This is a genomic window from Sphingomonas sp. OTU376 (genome assembly GCF_038440415.1).
In the GTDB taxonomy this organism is placed as follows: domain Bacteria; phylum Pseudomonadota; class Alphaproteobacteria; order Sphingomonadales; family Sphingomonadaceae; genus Sphingomonas; species Sphingomonas kyeonggiensis_A.
Window position 1 is genome coordinate 143262 of sequence record NZ_JASATQ010000002.1, and the last position, 17200, is coordinate 160461.

Genomic DNA, 17200 nt, shown 5'->3' on the forward strand with positions numbered 1-17200 from the left:
CAAGCTCAGCCCGGGCAACGGCTCGTCATGAAATCGCGGATCGCCGGCGCGATATCCTCGCGCTCAAGCGCCACCGCGATGTTCGCCTGGATGAAGCCGGCCTTGTCGCCGCAATCATAGCGGGTGCCCGCGAAGGTGACGCCGTGGAAGCGCTGGTCGCCGATCATCTGGGCCATCGCATCGGTCAGCTGGATCTCGCCGCCGGCACCCTTGCCCTGCTTCTCCAGCACCCGCATCACTTCGGGCTGCAGGATGTAGCGGCCGATCACCGACAGGTTGGACGGCGCCGTGCCCGGGGCCGGCTTCTCGACCAGGCCCTTCACTTCAGTCAGCGCCCCGTCCTGCGCGCCCGGCGTGATGATGCCGTAGCGATGCGTCTGGTCGTCCGGCACGATCTCGGCGCAGATCAGGTTGCCGCCCACCTTGTTATAGGCATCGACCATCTGCTTGAGGCAGCCCGGCTTGCCGAGCATGAAATCATCGGCGAGCAGCACCGCGAAGGGCTCGTCGCCGACGATGTCGCGCGCGCACCACACGGCATGGCCCAGGCCCATCGGCTCCTGCTGGCGGACATAGGCGACCGCGCCGGGCTTGAGCCGGGTGGCGTCGAGGATCTCGAGCGACTTGCCGCGTGCCGACATGGTCGTCTCGAGCTCATAGGCGATATCGAAATGGTCCTCGATCGCGCTCTTGCCGCGGCCAGTAACGAAGATCATCTGCTCGATGCCGGCTTCCAGGGCCTCGTCGACCGCGTACTGGATCAACGGACGATCGACCACCGGCAGCATTTCCTTCGGCATCGCCTTGGTGGCGGGCAGGAAACGCGTACCGAGGCCGCCCACGGGAAACACGGCCTTGCGCAACGGCTTGATGGTCATTCGGGAAATGCCTTTTCAGATCAGTCGGGCGCCCATAGCGATGGCTATAGGCTTTCGCAATTATGTCCGCGACCGTAACCTGATGGTGACGGGATCGGCGATAGGAGAATGCGCATGACCGGTACCAGCAAGCGCGTTCTCCTGATCTTCGGCACGCGTCCCGAAGCGATCAAGCTCTTTCCCGTGGTCCGCGCGCTGGCGGCCGTGCCCGGGCTGGACGTGCGCACCTGCGTCACCGCCCAGCATCGCGGGCTGCTCGACCAGGTGCTGTCGATCGCGGGCCTGACGCCGGACATCGACCTCGACCTGATGGAACCGGGCCAGACGCTCGATCAGCTCACCGCGCGGCTGCTCACCGGCCTCGGCAAGGTGATGGACGACGAGAAGCCCGACCGGGTAATCGTGCAGGGCGATACCGCCACCGCGATGGTCGGCGCGCTGGCAGGCTATTACCGCAAGGTGCCGGTGAGCCATGTCGAGGCGGGCCTGCGCTCGGGCGACATCTACCAGCCCTGGCCCGAGGAAGTGAACCGCCGCATCGTCGCGCCGATCGCCGACCAGCATTTCGCTCCGACGGATACCGCGGCCGAGGCGCTGCGCCGCGAGAATATCGACCCCGCGACGATCCATGTCACCGGCAATACGGTGATCGACGCGCTGCTCGCCACGCGCGCCCGGATCGAAGCCGAGCCGGAGCTGGCCGCCGGGCTCGATCCGATCGCCGCGCGCTTCGCCGGCAAGCGGATCGTGCTGGTCACCACGCACCGCCGCGAGAATTTCGGCGGCGGCATGGAGGACATCGCCCGGGCGCTCGGCCGCATCGCCGACCGCGACGACACCGCAATCCTGTTCCCGATGCACCCCAATCCCAATGTCGTGGCGGCAATGGACAAGGTGCTGGGCGACCGGGCCAATGTCGCGCGCATCGAGCCGCTCGACTATCCCCACTTCATCCGCGCGCTCGAGCTCTGCGACGTGGTGCTCAGCGACTCGGGCGGCGTGCAGGAGGAAGCGCCCGCGCTCGGCAAGCCGGTGCTGGTGATGCGCGAGACCACCGAGCGCCCGGAAGGGGTCGTCGCGGGCACCGCGAAGCTGGTCGGCACCGACCCGGAGCGTATCGTTTCCGAAATCTCAACCCTCCTCGACGTACCATCCGCCTATTCGGCCATGGCCCGCGCCCACAATCCGTTCGGCGACGGCCATGCCTCTGAGCGGATTGCGGGGATCGTCGCACATGGTTTCGGATTCTGAGCTCAAGGTCTGTGTTCTCGGCCTGGGCTATATCGGGCTTCCCACGGCAGCGGTGATCGCGCGCACCGGCGCGAAGGTGCTGGGCGTCGACGTCCACCAGTCGGTGGTCGACACGGTGAATTCGGGCAAGGTCCATATCGAGGAGATCGACCTGGACGGCCTGGTCTCGGGCGTCGTCGCGCGCGGCAGCCTGCGCGCCTCGCTCCAGGTGGAGGAGGCCGACGTCTTCGTCATCGCCGTCCCCACCCCCTTCGGCGAGAACCATGCGCCCGATATCGGCTATGTGCTCAAGGCCGCGACCAATGTCGCGATCACGCTCAAGGCCGGCGACGTGGTGATCCTCGAATCGACCTCGCCGGTGGGCACCACCGAGAAGGTCGCCGCGCTGCTCGCCCAGCTCCGCCCCGACCTCAAGATCCCCGGCCACTGCACCGGCAGCGCCGATGTCGCCATCGCCTATTGCCCCGAGCGCGTGCTGCCCGGGCGCATCTTGGTCGAGCTGATCGACAATGACCGCGTCATCGGCGGCATTACGCCGCGCTGCGCCCGCAAGGCACTGCAATTCTATCGCCGCTTCGTGCGCGGCGCCTGCGTCACCACCACGGCCAAGGCTGCGGAGATGACCAAGCTCACCGAGAACGCCTTCCGCGACGTCAACATCGCCTTCGCCAACGAGCTGAGCCTCGTCGCCGAGAAGATGGGCGTCGATGTGTGGGAAGTGATCCGCCTCGCCAACCGCCATCCGCGCGTCAACATCCTGTCGCCCGGCCCGGGCGTGGGCGGCCACTGCATCGCGGTCGATCCCTGGTTCCTGGTCAGCGCCGCGCCCGAGCAGACCCCGCTGATCCGCACCGCCCGCGAAGTGAATGACGGCAAGACCGACTATGTCATCGGCCACGCCGCAGCGATGCTCGAATCCAACCCCCATGCCCAGGTTGCGTGCCTGGGCCTCGCGTTCAAGGCGAACATCGATGATTTCCGCGAGAGCCCCGCGCTCAAGGTCGCGGCGGCGCTGGCCGAGCAGTTTGGAGAGCGTATCCAGATCGTAGAGCCCTATGCCGACGCGCTGCCCAAGGCATTCGACGGCACCGGTGCCGGGCTAATCGACATCGACAGCGCGATCGAGAGCTGCGGCATCTTCGTGGTGCTGGTCGATCACGACGTGTTCAAGTCGGTCCCGCTCGACGAGCGCGCCGACAAGCTGGTCTACGACACGCGCGGCATCTGGCCCGACCAGCCGCGCGGCGTCCCTGGCGAGCCGCTCCGCCTGGCGAGCTGAAGCGCTAGTTCCGCACCAGGATCGACTGCCAGTCGCCATCCAGCGGCTTGTCGCGTTCGCCGAGGATCGGGGGCACGACCGGCCGGGCCGAAATGGTCTCGGCCTTGGCAATCTCGGCCTCGAACGTGGCGACCCGGTCCCGCCAGGCCGGATGCGAGCGGCTGCGCAATATGCCGCCGGCCTTGCTCGGGCCGAAGCGCTTCCAGAAGGCCGTCGTCGCGCGCAGCGGATAGCCGGCATTGGCCAGCAGGTAGACCGAAAGGAGATCCGCCTGGACCTCGGTCTGGCGGAAATACTTCACGTTCGCGCCAAAGCCGGAAAGCAGGCCGTAATCGACGCCGCGCGCAATCAACCGGTCACGGTGGCGCAGGATATTGTGCGCGAATTCATGCGCGACCACCACGGCGATCTGCTCGTCGGGATAGTCCTCGAGGAAGCCGGCTCCGACCTGCACCGCGGTGCCGGTGCTGGCCGCGTTGAAGTCATCGGTCATCTCGAATCGGCTGTTGCAGGTGCGGATCGGGCGAATCGTCACATGGACCGGGCGACCGGCTCTAAGTGCGTCCACTTCGATCGATGCATCGACGGGCAGTGCCGCGATTGCGAGGTGCGCGGCATCCAGCCGGTCCGCCTTGCCAGCCTTGCCAGGCAGTTTCGCGATCTCGACCGAACCGACCCGAACGAGCGAATCATCGGCGCGCAGTCCCGCCTGCTCCGCCGGGCTGCCGGGCAAGACCCCTTCGACCGCGACCGGCGTGGCGAAACCGAAATGCCGGGCAGCAGCCTCGCGCTGCGGCCCGCCATATTGATCGAGCACGTGAAGCTGCATGCCGGTGCCGGGCTCGGTCCGGTCGCACAGCCGCGCATTGGCCACGGCGAGCCGCCAGCCGATCGCCGCGATGCGCATGTCGGCAGCGCGCACCCCTTCGAACAGGGCGGCATCATCCGCGCGCGTCGACAGGGGCAGGAAAAGCAACGGCAGGACGATGGCCGGAAAGCCGCGGCGACAGGCATGAGCGAGGCGGCGGAACGCGGATGATACGGGCTTCATTCCAGCCATCCTACGCGCGGCCCGCCCCATCGACAAACCCCGGCACGCCCATTCGAGACTCCATCGCCCGATTCGCTCTGCACTACGGTGTTTTTGCACCGCAACTCGAACCGGGGCCGGTCTTCCGCAACATATCAGTCACAAAAAAACCCTCCTAACCATCACGAAACAAGGCCATTTCGACGAAGACACTTCATTAACCCCCTTGGCTATATTGGTGCAGCGCGTTAAGGACGGCTGCGTAACCACTTGGTGCGGGTCGCCTGGGTAACAGAAGTGATCCGGATCAACCGGGCCTGTGTTGCCAAAGGGTCACGTCGGGAACTTTCTCGCCGTTACCAAAGTTTGAGGTGTTGCGACGGGTTTGGTCCTATGGCATAGGACTGCCCGACGAGAGCACCAGAGCTCGAAAGAGGGAGAAAAAGAGTGTTCACTAAGCTTCTTACGGCGGCCGCTATCGCGTCGATGGCGACTGCTCCTGTTCTGGCCGCTCCGACGAGCGCTTCGAAGCTGTCGCTGTCGGGCGTTCGCGCCTCGACCTCGACCAGCAAGAAGAGCGAGCTGGCTCCGGCCGTTCTGATCGGCGTTCTCGCCACCGTCGCCATCATCGGCGGCGCCGTGGTTCTCGCCGACAGCGACGACACGCCCGACAGCCCGTAGGATTGTCGGTCGGTCAGCTGACCGAGTTTCAAGTGGCGATCCTTCGGGGTCGCCACTTTTTATTTGCCCGTCGCACGCGTGGCGAGTTGATCTCGCCGGGGCATGAGGGCGAACGGGTTATTTGAGTTTGCAAGTCGGTATGGCGTTCGGCTTATCCCTCTTCAAGCGCCCTGCCAAAGGGAACTCCGCCCTCCCCTCGGGAGAGCGATATTACGCGATCGGCGACATTCACGGCCGCCTGGATCTCCTCAACGAATTGCTCGCACGCATCGAGGAGGATGACCGCCAGCGCGCGCCAGCCGCCACGACGCTGGTCTTCATTGGAGACCTGATCGATCGGGGCCCCGATTCCGCCGGCGTGATCGACGCCCTTATGGCGCTCCGGGAGCGCTTGCCGAATTCCCGGTTCCTGCTCGGAAATCACGAAGAACTGTTTCTTGGCGCCCTTGAGGGCAGCATCGAGATTCTGAAATTCCACCTCCGCGTGGGCGGCAAGGCCACCGTGCTCAGCTACGGCATCTCCGAAGAGGAATACGCACCGGCGAGCCATACCGAGCTCCTCGAGCTCCTGAAGGCCAGGGTCCCCGAGGCCCATGTCCGCTTTCTCGAAAGCTTCGAGGACATGATCATCGCCGGCGACTATGTCTTCGTGCACGCCGGGGTAAATCCGAACCTTCCCCTGGAAAAGCAGCGGGTGAAGGATCTGCGCTGGATCCGGGACAGCTTCCTCGATCACAAGGGCGCCCTGGAGAAAACCGTCGTCCACGGGCACACCATCGTCCCGGAGGCGCAGTTCAAGTCCAACCGGATCGCGATAGACACCGGCGCCTATGACTCAGGCCGCCTGACCGCGCTCGGGCTCGAAGGCGAAGAGCGCTGGCTGCTGCAGACCTGATTGCCTCCCGGTTGCCCGCTCCGGCAGCGCGCGCGACCAAGCCGACTTGACTGGGCGTGCGCGCAAGAGCACGGGAATCTTCCGTTCATCTCCTCGAAAAGGTCGCCCCGGCGACCTCGCTGTGCAAAGTGGGGCATGTTCGCACTGGAGGGCAAATGACTGACGTTCCGGCCAATTTCCGTATCCAGACTTTGAAGGAAATCGTCCGTCACGGGTTGCGACTGGTCGGCCTGGGGCGCCGCCCCTCCCATCTTGGCTCCGGCAATATCCGCGAACGGTTCTCCGAGATCTACGCGTCGGGCGTCTGGCAGGTCGGCAATGACGATGCCCCAGGCTCCGGCGCCGGATCCAGCCTGCAGGCGACGCAGAATATCCGGACCGAACTCCCTCGGATTCTCGACACGCTTGGTGCCGAGACGCTGCTGGACATCGGTTGCGGCGATTTCACCTGGATGCGCGAAGTCAGCCTGTCGCAGCGCTATATCGGTGCCGACATCGTCCCCGCGGTGATCGAGAGCAACACGGCGAATTTCAGCTCGGACCGGCGCGAATTCCATTGCCTGGACGCAATCAGCGGAACCTTGCCCGACGCGGATGCGGTGCTGTGCCGCGAAATGCTGTTCCACCTGAGCTTCGCCGATGCCCGGCGCGCGCTGCAGAATATCCTGAGCAAGCCGCGCAAGTTCATTCTGCTGACGACGGATGGCTCCACCGGCTTCAACCGCGACGTCGATACCGGCGACTTCCGGCTTCTGAACCTTACCCGCCGCCCGTTCGGCTTTCCGACGCCGGCCCATGTCATTGATGACAGCTTCGTATCTCCAGGGCGCGCGATCGGCGTATGGCATGCCGAGGACATCGCCGCCGCCTTGCGCACGCACGCTTGATCTGAACGGCCGACGCCGACATCCAGACAAAATAGTCCAGTACAGAGTAGCCCAGTACGAGAGGGGCAGCGATGAATGTCGACAGAGGGCGCCTAGCGACCCGCTCCGTTTCCCAGACGCTGGGTCGAACACGGTACCAGGTTGCCCTGGCTTTCCTCATTGCCATCCTGGTGCCGGTGGTGCTCCGCCAATATTGGTTTGGCGCGGCGGTGACGTCGCCGAACCAGTTCAACACCGCGGCGGGCGGAACGCTGGCCCTCGTACTCGGCTATCTCGGCTATCGGCGGCTGCATGTGTTTCCCGGCATTACCGCCGGCGGATATATCGTGGCGAGCGTCTCCTTCACCTTCGCCATGCTGGCCACGATGCTCGTGGTCCTTCGCCTCGACTACAGCCGCGTCCAGTTCGCCATCAGCTATGTGCTGACATCGGTGATTTTCACGCTCATCCACCTGATCGTGCGGCGACGTCGCAGGGTTTGCTTCGGCGTGATCCCGGGCGGCAGGACAAACCGGCTCCCGCAGCTCGGCTCGGTAACCTGGCATCATATCGAGACGCCGGACGCCCCCACGCCGCCCCTGCACGGCGTTGTCGTCGATCTGAGCGCCGACCATAGCGCCGCGTGGGACAGCCGGATCACGTCCTTCGTGCTGCAGGGCGCTCCCGTCTATCATGTGAAGCAGGCGATCGAGCAGCTCACCGGCCGGGTCGAAGTCGATCATCTGTCCGAGAACACCCTGGGCTCGCTGAACCCGAACGACGTCTTCTTCAAGATCAAGGCGACGGTCGATATCCTCGCGGCGCTCTGCATGCTGATCGTGCTGTCTCCGGCGATGCTGCTGATTGCGGTGCTGATCCGGCTGGACTCTCCTGGCCCGGCCCTTTTCCGCCAGTGCAGGACGGGTTTTCGCGCCCGCCCGTTCACGATCTACAAGTTCCGCACGATGCGAATTGCGACTGCCGCTTCGAGCGATGAGGAGGCACGCCGACGGGCGATGACCCAGGCCAACGATCCCCGGATCACCCGGCTCGGCGCCTTTCTGCGCAAGAGCCGCCTGGATGAACTGCCGCAGCTGATCAACATCGTGCGTGGCGAGATGAGCCTGATCGGCCCGCGCCCGGAAGCGGCCGAGCTGACAAGCTGGTACGAGAAGGAAATCCCGTTCTACCACTATCGCCACATCATCAAGCCGGGCGTCACCGGCTGGGCGCAGATCAACCAGGGTCACGTCTCCGAGGTTGAGGCCATCAAGGAAAAGCTCAACCTCGACTTCTATTATGTGAAGAACTTTTCGCTCTGGCTGGACATCCTGATCATCCTCAGAACCGTCCACACCATGTTCACCGGCACTGGTGCGCGCTAGCCCTCGATAAGACTAAAGGCTTGAAGATGATCACTTTTCGACGTGTGGCCCGCGGCCTCAAGAATCTCTATCGCCGGGAAGTACTTCGCGATGGCCCCCTTCTGGAGGCAAAGCGCTGGTTCCGCGACAAGGGCGATACCACGCTTCGCCTGGACTATCCGCTCGATGAAGACAGCATCGTCGTGGATCTGGGCGGCTATATCGGCCAATGGGCGCTCGACATCCACGAACGCTATGGCTCGACCGTGCATGTCTTCGAACCGGTGCCCTCGCTCCACGCCACCTGCGTCGAGCGCTTCTCCGGAAAGCCGAAGCTGCACGCCCATCGCTATGGCCTGAGCGACAAGGACGGCACCTTCGCGATCACCGACGATGGCGACGCCTCCAGCTTCGTCAGCCTCGAGAAATCGGATTCGCACATCAATTGCGAACTCCGCTCGGCGCCCGCGGCGCTGGATGCGCTCGGGCTCGATCATATCGATCTGCTCAAGCTCAATATCGAGGGCGGCGAATTTGCCGTTCTGCCCGCGCTTATCGAGGCGGGCTGGCTGCCCCGGATCCGCTTCCTGCAGATCCAGTTCCATACCGTCGGCGACTATGATGCGATGCGCGACGCCATTCGCGCAAAGCTGGCGGAAACCCATGATGAGCAGTGGTGCTATCGCTTCGTCTGGGAAGGCTGGGAGCGAAAGCCGGGCTGAACCCGGCACTGGCTCTGTCCATAGCCGCTTGCGATATCCCCGATGGCGCCGCCTGCCCGGCTGCGCCATCGGCGTTTCAGGCTTGGCTATCCGCGCCCAGGCCTTCGCTGGCCAGCTGGAAATACCGGTCTGCGATGATACCCCAGCGATAGGTGTCGCGCAGCGCCGCCAGTGCCTGCGCATCGATCGACACAACCACTTCGCCGGCAAGCGCCTCCGCCAGCTGCCCGGCATCGGCAAAATAGCTGCCCGCGTTGCTGAGCGTGGCGCGATTGAAGGCACAATCGAAGCTGAGCAGCCTGTCCGTGTGAAACAGCGCCTCGACCAGCGACGGATTGGTCCCGCCCACGCTATGGCCGTGGATATAGCCGATCGCGCCGCGTCGGTAGCGCTCCAGCACCCGCTGATCATAGATGGGGTCGAGCAGCCGCAGGTGCGTGCTGGCGCCGAAGCGCTCCCGCAACCGGCGGCCATAGTCGCTTCCGTTCCAGTTTCCGATGAACACCAGGCCCGCCCCCGCCTTGTCGCAGGCCTCGAGGATCATTTCCGTATTGTTCTCGGGCTCGATACGCGCGACCGCGAGATAATATGCCCCTTGCGCCGCGTCGATCGGCGCGGCGTCGGCGGGCACCGGCGCCTCGGGCAGGATCGTGTGATCGCCGCCATAGGCAATCACCGTCGCCTTGCGCCGGTATCGCGCCTCGAAGATCTCCGCGAGCGCCGAATTGTCGGCAATGATCTTCTGGCTGAAGACGGCCGCGAAATATTCGAGCCCCTTCAGCAGCAGCTTCGAGGAGGCGGAGAACTTGTCGCGCCGCCACTCCATGCCGTCGACATTGGTGATGTAGCAGGTGGAAGGCGACAGGAGGCGCAGCAGCGGGAGGATCCAGCTGCCGGAATAGCCGAACAGGAACACGACCGGACTGCGTTCGACGAAGCGCGCGTGCAGCAGCGCGGCTGCATCGTACAACATGCTCATGGGGCCATTGGCCCGCAGCGGGATGAACACCCGCCTATGGCCGCAGAAATCCTCGGACAGGTCCTCGCTATAGACCTTGCGCTCGCAATAGACCGCGAATGTCATCCGGCCAGGCTCGATATGCCGACACAATTGCTCGGCCAGCGTCTCGAAGCCGCCATAGCGGCCGGGAACGCCCACCGTGCCAACCAGAGAAACGCGCCTCGATCGGCGCGTCCGTGCCCTATTCACGCTCTTCCCCCTGCAAAATCATGCGCAGCGCCTCGCGGAAACGGTCCATGGTGTAAAGCCCGCGCCGCACCTCGCAGGCGGCGCGCAGTTCGGCTTGTCTCGCCGGGTCTCCGGCGAGCGCCGTGATCCGCGCGGCGATCTCCGCCGGATCCCGGGATGCGATGTTGAACGCCAGCGCCGGGCCCAGCACTTCGTCGAGCACCTCGGCTCCCGCGCCTCCCACGGGCACCAGGAACGCGCATGATTCGACCGCTACCAGCGAGAAGGTCTCCACCCACAGTTCGGGATCGGTGGCCAGCAGGGTCAGGAAACCGTCGGCGAACAAAGTCGATGGCGCGGTTTCGCCGAAATGCACCGCCACGCCAAGCGCGCGGGCCTTCGCCAGCAGCCCGGCATCGTGCCGCTCGAGATCGGCCAGATAGGCAACGGGCCGCAGTCCCGTCCCGCCCAGCCGCGCCGCGACGTCGAGATAGAGGTCGAACCCCTTCATCGGCGCCGTCGTGCCGATATACAGGAACCGATCGCGCGCCGAAGCCGGCGGCACGTTCGGCACCGCCACGGGATTGGCAAGGATCGTCGCGTCGATGCCCAGCCCGGAGGCATGGACATGGGAAACGCACATCACCCGCACGCCCCGCCGCATCGCCAGCCGGAGCAGCGGCCGGAAGACGCCGGGAAAGGTCAGCTCATGCAGGTGCAGGAAGACCTGCCGCGGCCGGACCAGCGCCGCGAGCATCGCCGGCGGCAGCGCATAGATGGTGTTGCCCCAGATCCGCTCCCCGCGCAGCACGCGCAGCAGCAGCAGCGGCGCCAGGGCGAGTGACCATAGTGGGAAGAGCAGCTTGCGCACCCGTACCGAGCCGCAGACCAGGTCCGCGCGTACGCCCGGCAGATCCGAGACGAAGCCATGGCCGCCAAAGCCCAGCTGCACCCGGACCCTGGCGCCCAGCGCCTCGAACGCGGCAAACAGCTGCGTGGCCACGCGCTGCGAGCCCGCATAGGCATCGAACGGGTTGAGCAGGGTCACTGGCGGCATCGCGGCGCGCATGTCAGGACTCCGCCGCGGCGGTTCCGTAAGCGAACATCCGATGCTCGACGAACCAGACAATGCCCGCCAGCAGGGCGAAGACCAGGCCGGAGAACACGATCCTGACGGTCAGCGCCTGGGCATCGAGGGCAAGCAGCAGGTCGATCTCGCGCAGGCCGATCGCGGCCAGGGCCATCACCGCGAGTCGGGGGAGCGCAAGCACGCCGAGGTCCCGCAACGCTCCGCGCCCCGCCGCACGGAACATCAGCGCCGCCGCGATGGCGTGCGACACGCACAGGGCGAGCGGCAGCGCGACGAGGCCGAGCCGCGGGAAGAAGCCGACGACCATCGCCATCGATACCACCTGCCCGAGCGACCCGGCAAAGGCATAGGACTTCCCCTTCCCCGCCGCGAGCAGGCTCACCCCGCCCAGCAGGTACAGGATCACCGAGACCAGCGCGGGCGCGTACCAGCGCAGGAGCGGCGCGAGCGCCAGCGCGGAATTGCTCAGGCCGTGCTTCCCGAACAGAATCGTCACTGCGATGTCCGAAAAGCCGTAGAGGAACACCACCGCGGCGCCGCCAACCAGCAGGCACTGCCGCACCCATATGTCGGTCACGCCGCGAAACGCCGCCTCTCCGTCGCGCTGGAACGCATGGGAGAGCTGGGGCAGCGCGAGCGATGCCAGCGCGCTGGTGAACACCGCCTGCAGCGTCGAGCGCGCGAACAGCGCATAGCTGAGAACCGACAATCCGCCGACGCCGGCGAGCGCCGCATATTGACGCTCCAGCAGCCCGCTCGCCTGCCCCAGCAGATAGGGCACGAACAGCGGCAGCGCGACCAGCGTGGCCGCCCTGACATAGAAGCGCAGCTCGCTCCATTTCAGCTGCCGTAGCCGGGAAACCACTGTGCGAAGGAAATCGAACGAGACGGCGAGCGGCGCGAGGACGCCGAGATAATAGGAGACGAGGAGCAGCTCCACCGCCGGCAGTCGCGGAAAGAGCACGATGAAGGCAGTGCCGATCGCCCCCCCGAGCGTTCCGGCGATTTCCGGCCGATAGACCACGCCGACGCAATTCATATAGGCGGTGAGCACCGCGACCAGCTGGGAAAGCACCAGGCCCGGCAGCAGCAGCAATACGAACCTGGTCGCGTCCCCGGTCAGGCCGCCGGTGGACGCGAGCCCGAACATGTCGTCCGACAGGCTGAGCAGCGCGACCAGGCCGAGGCCGATCACCAGCGCGCCCACGACCACGCCGACGCTGACCGACGCTATGTACTTGTCGGCGGCCGCCTGCCCTTCGCCGTGCTGGAACTTAGCATAGGTGGCCCGAAAGGTCTCGACGAAGGGGCCGAACACCATCAGGCTGATCGCGTTCACCAGGCCCAGCGACCAGACCCAGGCGTCGTACATGGCACTTACGCCGAAAATCCGGGCGAACACGAAGATGGTGACCAGGCCGACGCCAAGCTTCAGCCCGCGTACCGTGATCAGGCCGACGAAATCCAGCTGGACCGCCATCTAGCGCCCCTTGGCATGATAGGTTGCGATCGCCGCCTCATAGGCCTCCAGGATCACCTTCTCGCGGCTGTCCCAGCGGAACACGGTGCATTCGCGGGCACAGGCCTCGGCCATCTCGCGGAGCTTCTCCGGGCGCTCCGCCAGCGCCTCCAGCGCCTCCGCCATGTTGCGCTCGATCGCATCGAGGCTCTCGACCGGCAGCTTGATCCCATAGCCGCCGCCGACGGTGTCGTGCATGCCGCAATGGTCCAGGGCCATCAGCGGGACGCAATTCTCCATCGCTTCCCAGATGGTGGTCGGATTGCCCTCGTTGAGCCCGGTCACGACGTGCAGATGCGCGCTGCGGAACAGCTCGGACACCGTCTCCCGCGGAATCTGGCCGTGCCAGGTGATCACGTCATCGATACCCGCCTGGATCGCGGCTTCCTGCATCGACGCCTTCATCGGGCCATCCCCGATGATGTCGAAATGATAGGCGTGGCGATCCTTCAGCTGACCGATCGCGCCGAGCAGGATCGGCAGCCCCTTGCGCGCCTCGATGCTGCCGATCCAGGCAACGCGGATCGGCTTTGCCGGGAACTTGCTGGTATCCAGCGTCAACGGCCCCACGATGCCGTTCTCGGGCATGTAGCGGCTGGATACGCCGTGTATCCGCTTGAAGATCGCCTGGTTCTCGCTCGTGGCGGTGAACAGGAAATCGGCGCGCTTGAGCGCCTTGCGCACCCGCCCGCTGAAGCGGAGCTGAAAACCGTTGACCATCGCCCGCAGCGAGAGCTTGGCCAGCCCGCTCGCCGGCATCGCGCGGCGCAGCTGCCAGGGGAAATTCGTGGCGCCGCCGATCGGGCCCCAGACATAGGGTTTGTCCAGCTTCCACAAATGCCCCGGCTCGCGATAGCCGATCGGCCCGAGATAATGGACCAGGTCGAAATCGCGCTCGGCGCAAAGGCGCCTGGCCACCCTGCCCGCCTCGCGATGCCACACCGCATAGGCCAGGTAGAAGCTGTAGAGGAGGAAACCCTTGCGGTTGAAGCGGTTCAGGATCGACGCCAGCCGCGGGGGCTGGACGAAGACATAGTCGACATCCTTGTCGAGCACGTCGCGGACCGCGGCCATATCGTCGTCATCGCCCATATGCGGCCCCGACGTGCCGTACAGCAGGGTGATGTCGCACCATTTCTTCATCGCCTGGATGTGATTCCAGGTCACCGAATATTCCGAGCCCCGCCGCGGCGAGATCATATAGGCCAGCAGCAGCACCCGCCGGCGCGGCGGTGGCGGATCATCCGAACTGGTTTCGGCCAGGCCGTGCATCAGAAGGCGAACTGATAGGGCGAAGCCCAGGCGGCGCCGCGCGCGATGCCGACGACCAGCCACGCCGTGAACATCACCAGCAGCGCGGCGGCGAAGCTCGCATCCCGAAGCGACCTGCGCGACAGGAGGTCCGCGGTCAGGAACGCCAGGCAGATCGCGCGCATGCCGTTGAAGTAGAACAGCGCGCGCGCGAACGGGATGAAGCCCCAGCTGGTGTTCACCGGCGTCAGGATCGCGGCGACCAGGAAGAGATAGTGATAGCGCGCATAGCCCTGATCGGCCCAGCGCGCCGCCGTCCTGCGGGAGAACAGGATCAGGATGATATCGACGATCATCCAGAAGAACGCCGCGATGCCGTAGGAATCATAGCCCCCGGTCAGCAGCAGGTCCGATCGGGAGGTCCGGCCATAGGAGGTATAGTCCAGCATCGGCGCGAGATAGGAGAACAGGAAGATCACCTGGTCCGAGAAGAGCTGGGTCATGAAATAGGCGAGCATCAGCCCGCCCAATTGCAGCGAGACCGGCGGCAGCGAGACGCGCCAGAGCATCAGGCCGATCGGGAAGAAGACGATGGCGCTGCGGTGAAACAGAAACGCCAGGAAGATCATCGCGCCGAAGAGAAACAGGTTGCGGCGATTGATCGCGTCAAGCGCGACCAGGATCGCGAAGAACGCCACGCCCTGCCGGATCGTGCTGTTGACCTCGAAGATCAGCAGCGTGGAGAAAATATAGAAGATCACGAGCGCGGCGAGATCGACCCGCTTGCGAAGCCAGGCCACCAGCAGAATGCACTGGACGCAGGTGGTGGCGGCAATGATCGCCTGTGGCGGGAACGAAAAGAGCTTCAGAAACTGGATTAGATAAAGGAACCCCGGCTCGAAATACACCGTCGACGGCGTGTCGTACATGGTGGTGTAGGTGTAATAATCGATATAGCCGAAGAAGTCTCCGCCCACCGCGTAGCGGAAACCGATCACCACCGTGACCAGCACGACGGTGATCACGGACGCGATATTGGCTCCCGATTGGGAGAAGTCTCCGCTCGCCGTCGAATACCATCGCGGCAACTGCCAGACGAGCGCCAGCGAGATGATAAGGCCAAAATAAACAATATATGCGAGCGTCATGTCTCAATCCCAGGCAGCGCTGCCGCGGTCACGCCAACTTGCCGCCCGCCCGCTTCAGCCGGGCGAGAATCCATTGAACGCTCATCAGTGGAAGGAACAGCACGGCCACGCCGAGGTGCTTCGCGGTGAAGCCGCTCGAACTCGCGGTCACCGCCTGCACGAATTCGGGAACCCGCTTCACGCCCCGCCGCTCCACTCCACTAGTCCTGCGCCAATAATATCGCACGCCGCTGACCGCAAATCCGATCTGTCGCTCGATGGCCTGGCGGCCGGCCCGTCCGACGTCCGCCCGCATCGCCACCCCGCGCAGCTTCAGGACGATATGGATCATGTCCCGGACATGCTTCACCGGATTGCTCGCCGCCATGATCGAGCCGGGGCGCATCCGATAGAGATAGGCCGGCCGCTCGATCCTCAGCAGTTTCCTGGCGCAGAGCATCGCCTGAGGTGTGAACAGCGCATCCTCGTGATAGATGCCGGGTTCGAACCAAAGGTCATGCTCGGCCAGCAAGCCCCGCCGGAAGACATAGAATTGCACGGGCATCGGCGGATTGCCGCTCATCAGGAAATCGGTGCCCGGGATCGCCTGCTCGCAATTCTCGCTGAACACCCCGCGCACCAGCGTGCCGCCGATCGTCTCGAAATTCAGCGCGAGCATGTCCACGCCGACCGCCGCGCGATCGAGGATCTGGCCGGTCGCGCCGGGCAGCACCTCGTCATCGCTATCGACGAACCAGATATAATCGCCCCGGGCGGCGCGTATGCCGGTATTCCGCGCTTCGCTGAGCCCCTTGTTCTCCTGGGTTATGATCGTGACGTTCGGCAGCATCCCACAGATCGCTTGCGCGATGCGGATGCTGTCATCGGGGCTCCCGTCATCGACCAGGATCAGTTCGCACCGATCGGCGAACTCCGGCTCGCGGATGATGCTCTCCACGCATGCGGCGATGAATTCCTCGACGCGGTAGACCGGGACCACGAACGACAGCCCCGGCGTACGCTGCGGTGTTGGGCTGTGTCCTTCCGGCATGGTCACCAGCCCCGTAGGCGATATGCGGCCCGCGTCGCGAGCGTCCGCATGCGTCGGTGCATCCTCGAGCCCAGTTCCCGCCAATTGAAATCGGCAAAGGCCTGGGGCGGCGCAAGCCGCACCGTGCGCGGGGGCGCGTCCTGGACGCGGCCCAGTTCCGCCAGGATCAGGGCCGTGAGATCATGCTCCTCGATCAGGCGCCGGCGTGCCTCGATCAGCGCCGGCAGACGCGCCTGGTAGATCTCCTCGGCATGGTCGAGCACGTTCGCCACCACGGCCTCCGCCGCGGCCGGATCGTCCAGGTCGAGCCGGATCACCGCGCCCGGGAAGAATTTCTCGATATCGGGGGCGCCGGCATAGATGGGCACCGCATAACCCAGGATCGGATCGGCGATCTTCTCCGTCCAGAGCCCCGGCACGCCGCTGTTCTCGAAGCAGAGATGAAAGCGGTAGGGCAGCAGCGCTTCGTCCTTGTACTCGACGAACCGGTGCGGGCGGCCGAAGAAGTCGATGCGCTCGCCGAAGCGCTGCCGGAACCGCTCGATCAGGCGCAACCGCTTGAAATGGTTGGGCAGGTAGGAAAGGTTGGAGGTCACGACCGAGATGTCGCGCGTCTTCTCGGGTATCGGCAGCGCCCGGAGCGTCGCGTGGTCGTAGCGATAGCTCTGCTCGCTGCCATTGTAGCCGAAATGCCAGTTATTGAAGTGCTGGATGCGCACCGCATCGGGGTGGCGCCCCGGCTTGGCCGAATAGACGCGATCGAACTGCGCGAGGAAACCCGGCGGATAGATGCCGATCTCCGGCGGCTCGCCCGAAACGAAGACAAGCCCGCCTTCGCGCACCGTCAGCGCTGCCGGGACCGACATGCCTTCGAATACGATCGCGAGGTCCCAATCGCCGCCGTCTCCGTTCTCGACGAGCTCGACCTTCTCGGAAAATTGCGCGCCGATATGCTGGGTGTACAGCGGATAGGCGTGCCGGGTTAGCAGGTTCACGCGCGCGCGCAT

The 17200-nt window shown here is 65.1% G+C and carries 16 protein-coding genes; 7 read left to right on the forward strand and 9 right to left on the reverse strand.

Translation table 11 applies throughout. The annotated features are described in order from the left end of the window. Positions 1-5: 5 nt before the first annotated feature. A complete protein-coding gene (gene galU, locus AAHM44_RS01800) occupies positions 6-878 on the reverse strand; it encodes a UTP--glucose-1-phosphate uridylyltransferase GalU (RefSeq protein WP_269574596.1) in 873 nt (290 codons plus the stop codon). 114 nt (positions 879-992) lie between these two features. Here galU and wecB point away from each other — a divergent pair, with 114 nt between their 5' ends. Then, positions 993-2129 carry a non-hydrolyzing UDP-N-acetylglucosamine 2-epimerase gene (wecB, locus tag AAHM44_RS01805; RefSeq protein WP_342248815.1) on the forward strand — a complete coding sequence of 379 codons (1137 nt, stop codon included), beginning with the start codon at positions 993-995 and terminating at the stop codon, positions 2127-2129. After that, entirely contained in the window at positions 2113-3408 is a 1296-nt protein-coding gene (wecC, locus tag AAHM44_RS01810; RefSeq protein ID WP_269574594.1) for a UDP-N-acetyl-D-mannosamine dehydrogenase, read from the forward strand. The genes wecB and wecC overlap by 17 nt, the downstream gene beginning before the upstream one ends. Positions 3409-3412: 4 nt before the next feature. Here the strand turns inward: wecC and AAHM44_RS01815 are convergent, their stop codons facing one another. Next, entirely contained in the window at positions 3413-4459 is a 1047-nt protein-coding gene (locus tag AAHM44_RS01815; protein WP_342248816.1) for a M48 family metallopeptidase, read from the reverse strand. 426 nt (positions 4460-4885) lie between these two features. On the opposite strand from AAHM44_RS01815, the gene AAHM44_RS01820 reads away from it, so the two are divergent. The 5 genes from AAHM44_RS01820 to AAHM44_RS01840 all read left to right on the forward strand — a co-directional run bounded on the left by AAHM44_RS01820 (position 4886) and on the right by AAHM44_RS01840 (position 8966). Continuing rightward, the gene (locus AAHM44_RS01820; protein WP_184168150.1) at positions 4886-5119 is read left to right on the forward strand and encodes a hypothetical protein; all 234 of its coding nucleotides are present in this window, start codon (positions 4886-4888) and stop codon (positions 5117-5119) included. A gap of 121 nt (positions 5120-5240) precedes the next feature. After that, positions 5241-6014 carry a metallophosphoesterase family protein gene (locus tag AAHM44_RS01825; protein WP_342248817.1) on the forward strand — a complete coding sequence of 258 codons (774 nt, stop codon included), beginning with the start codon at positions 5241-5243 and terminating at the stop codon, positions 6012-6014. 155 nt (positions 6015-6169) lie between these two features. Beyond that, on the forward strand, positions 6170-6901 hold the full coding sequence (locus tag AAHM44_RS01830) for a class I SAM-dependent methyltransferase (protein WP_184168152.1): 732 nt from the start codon (positions 6170-6172) through the stop codon (positions 6899-6901). A 179-nt stretch (positions 6902-7080) separates the two neighbouring features. Further along, positions 7081-8265 carry a sugar transferase gene (locus tag AAHM44_RS01835; protein WP_342248818.1) on the forward strand — a complete coding sequence of 395 codons (1185 nt, stop codon included), beginning with the start codon at positions 7081-7083 and terminating at the stop codon, positions 8263-8265. 26 nt (positions 8266-8291) lie between these two features. After that, complete coding sequence (locus AAHM44_RS01840) at positions 8292-8966, forward strand: FkbM family methyltransferase (protein WP_184168156.1); 675 nt, start codon at positions 8292-8294, stop codon at positions 8964-8966. A gap of 76 nt (positions 8967-9042) precedes the next feature. On the opposite strand, the gene AAHM44_RS01845 is transcribed toward AAHM44_RS01840, so the two are convergent. The 7 genes from AAHM44_RS01845 to AAHM44_RS01875 are packed head-to-tail and all read right to left on the reverse strand — an operon-like array spanning position 9043 to position 17200. Next, positions 9043-10176 carry a DUF1972 domain-containing protein gene (locus tag AAHM44_RS01845; RefSeq protein ID WP_342248819.1) on the reverse strand — a complete coding sequence of 378 codons (1134 nt, stop codon included), beginning with the start codon at positions 10174-10176 and terminating at the stop codon, positions 9043-9045. Further along, the gene (locus AAHM44_RS01850) at positions 10169-11224 is read right to left on the reverse strand and encodes a hypothetical protein (protein ID WP_342248820.1); all 1056 of its coding nucleotides are present in this window, start codon (positions 11222-11224) and stop codon (positions 10169-10171) included. Before AAHM44_RS01850 ends, AAHM44_RS01845 begins: the two co-directional genes overlap by 8 nt. A gap of 1 nt (position 11225) precedes the next feature. Continuing rightward, entirely contained in the window at positions 11226-12725 is a 1500-nt protein-coding gene (locus AAHM44_RS01855; RefSeq protein WP_342248821.1) for a lipid II flippase MurJ, read from the reverse strand. Then, the gene (locus tag AAHM44_RS01860) at positions 12726-14036 is read right to left on the reverse strand and encodes a glycosyltransferase family 4 protein (RefSeq protein ID WP_342248822.1); all 1311 of its coding nucleotides are present in this window, start codon (positions 14034-14036) and stop codon (positions 12726-12728) included. It lies immediately after the preceding gene. Next, positions 14036-15163 carry an EpsG family protein gene (locus AAHM44_RS01865; protein ID WP_342248823.1) on the reverse strand — a complete coding sequence of 376 codons (1128 nt, stop codon included), beginning with the start codon at positions 15161-15163 and terminating at the stop codon, positions 14036-14038. Before AAHM44_RS01865 ends, AAHM44_RS01860 begins: the two co-directional genes overlap by 1 nt. 28 nt (positions 15164-15191) lie before the next feature. After that, complete coding sequence (locus tag AAHM44_RS01870; RefSeq protein WP_342248841.1) at positions 15192-16193, reverse strand: glycosyltransferase; 1002 nt, start codon at positions 16191-16193, stop codon at positions 15192-15194. A gap of 2 nt (positions 16194-16195) precedes the next feature. Beyond that, the gene (locus AAHM44_RS01875; protein ID WP_342248824.1) at positions 16196-17200 is read right to left on the reverse strand and encodes a glycosyltransferase family 10 domain-containing protein; all 1005 of its coding nucleotides are present in this window, start codon (positions 17198-17200) and stop codon (positions 16196-16198) included.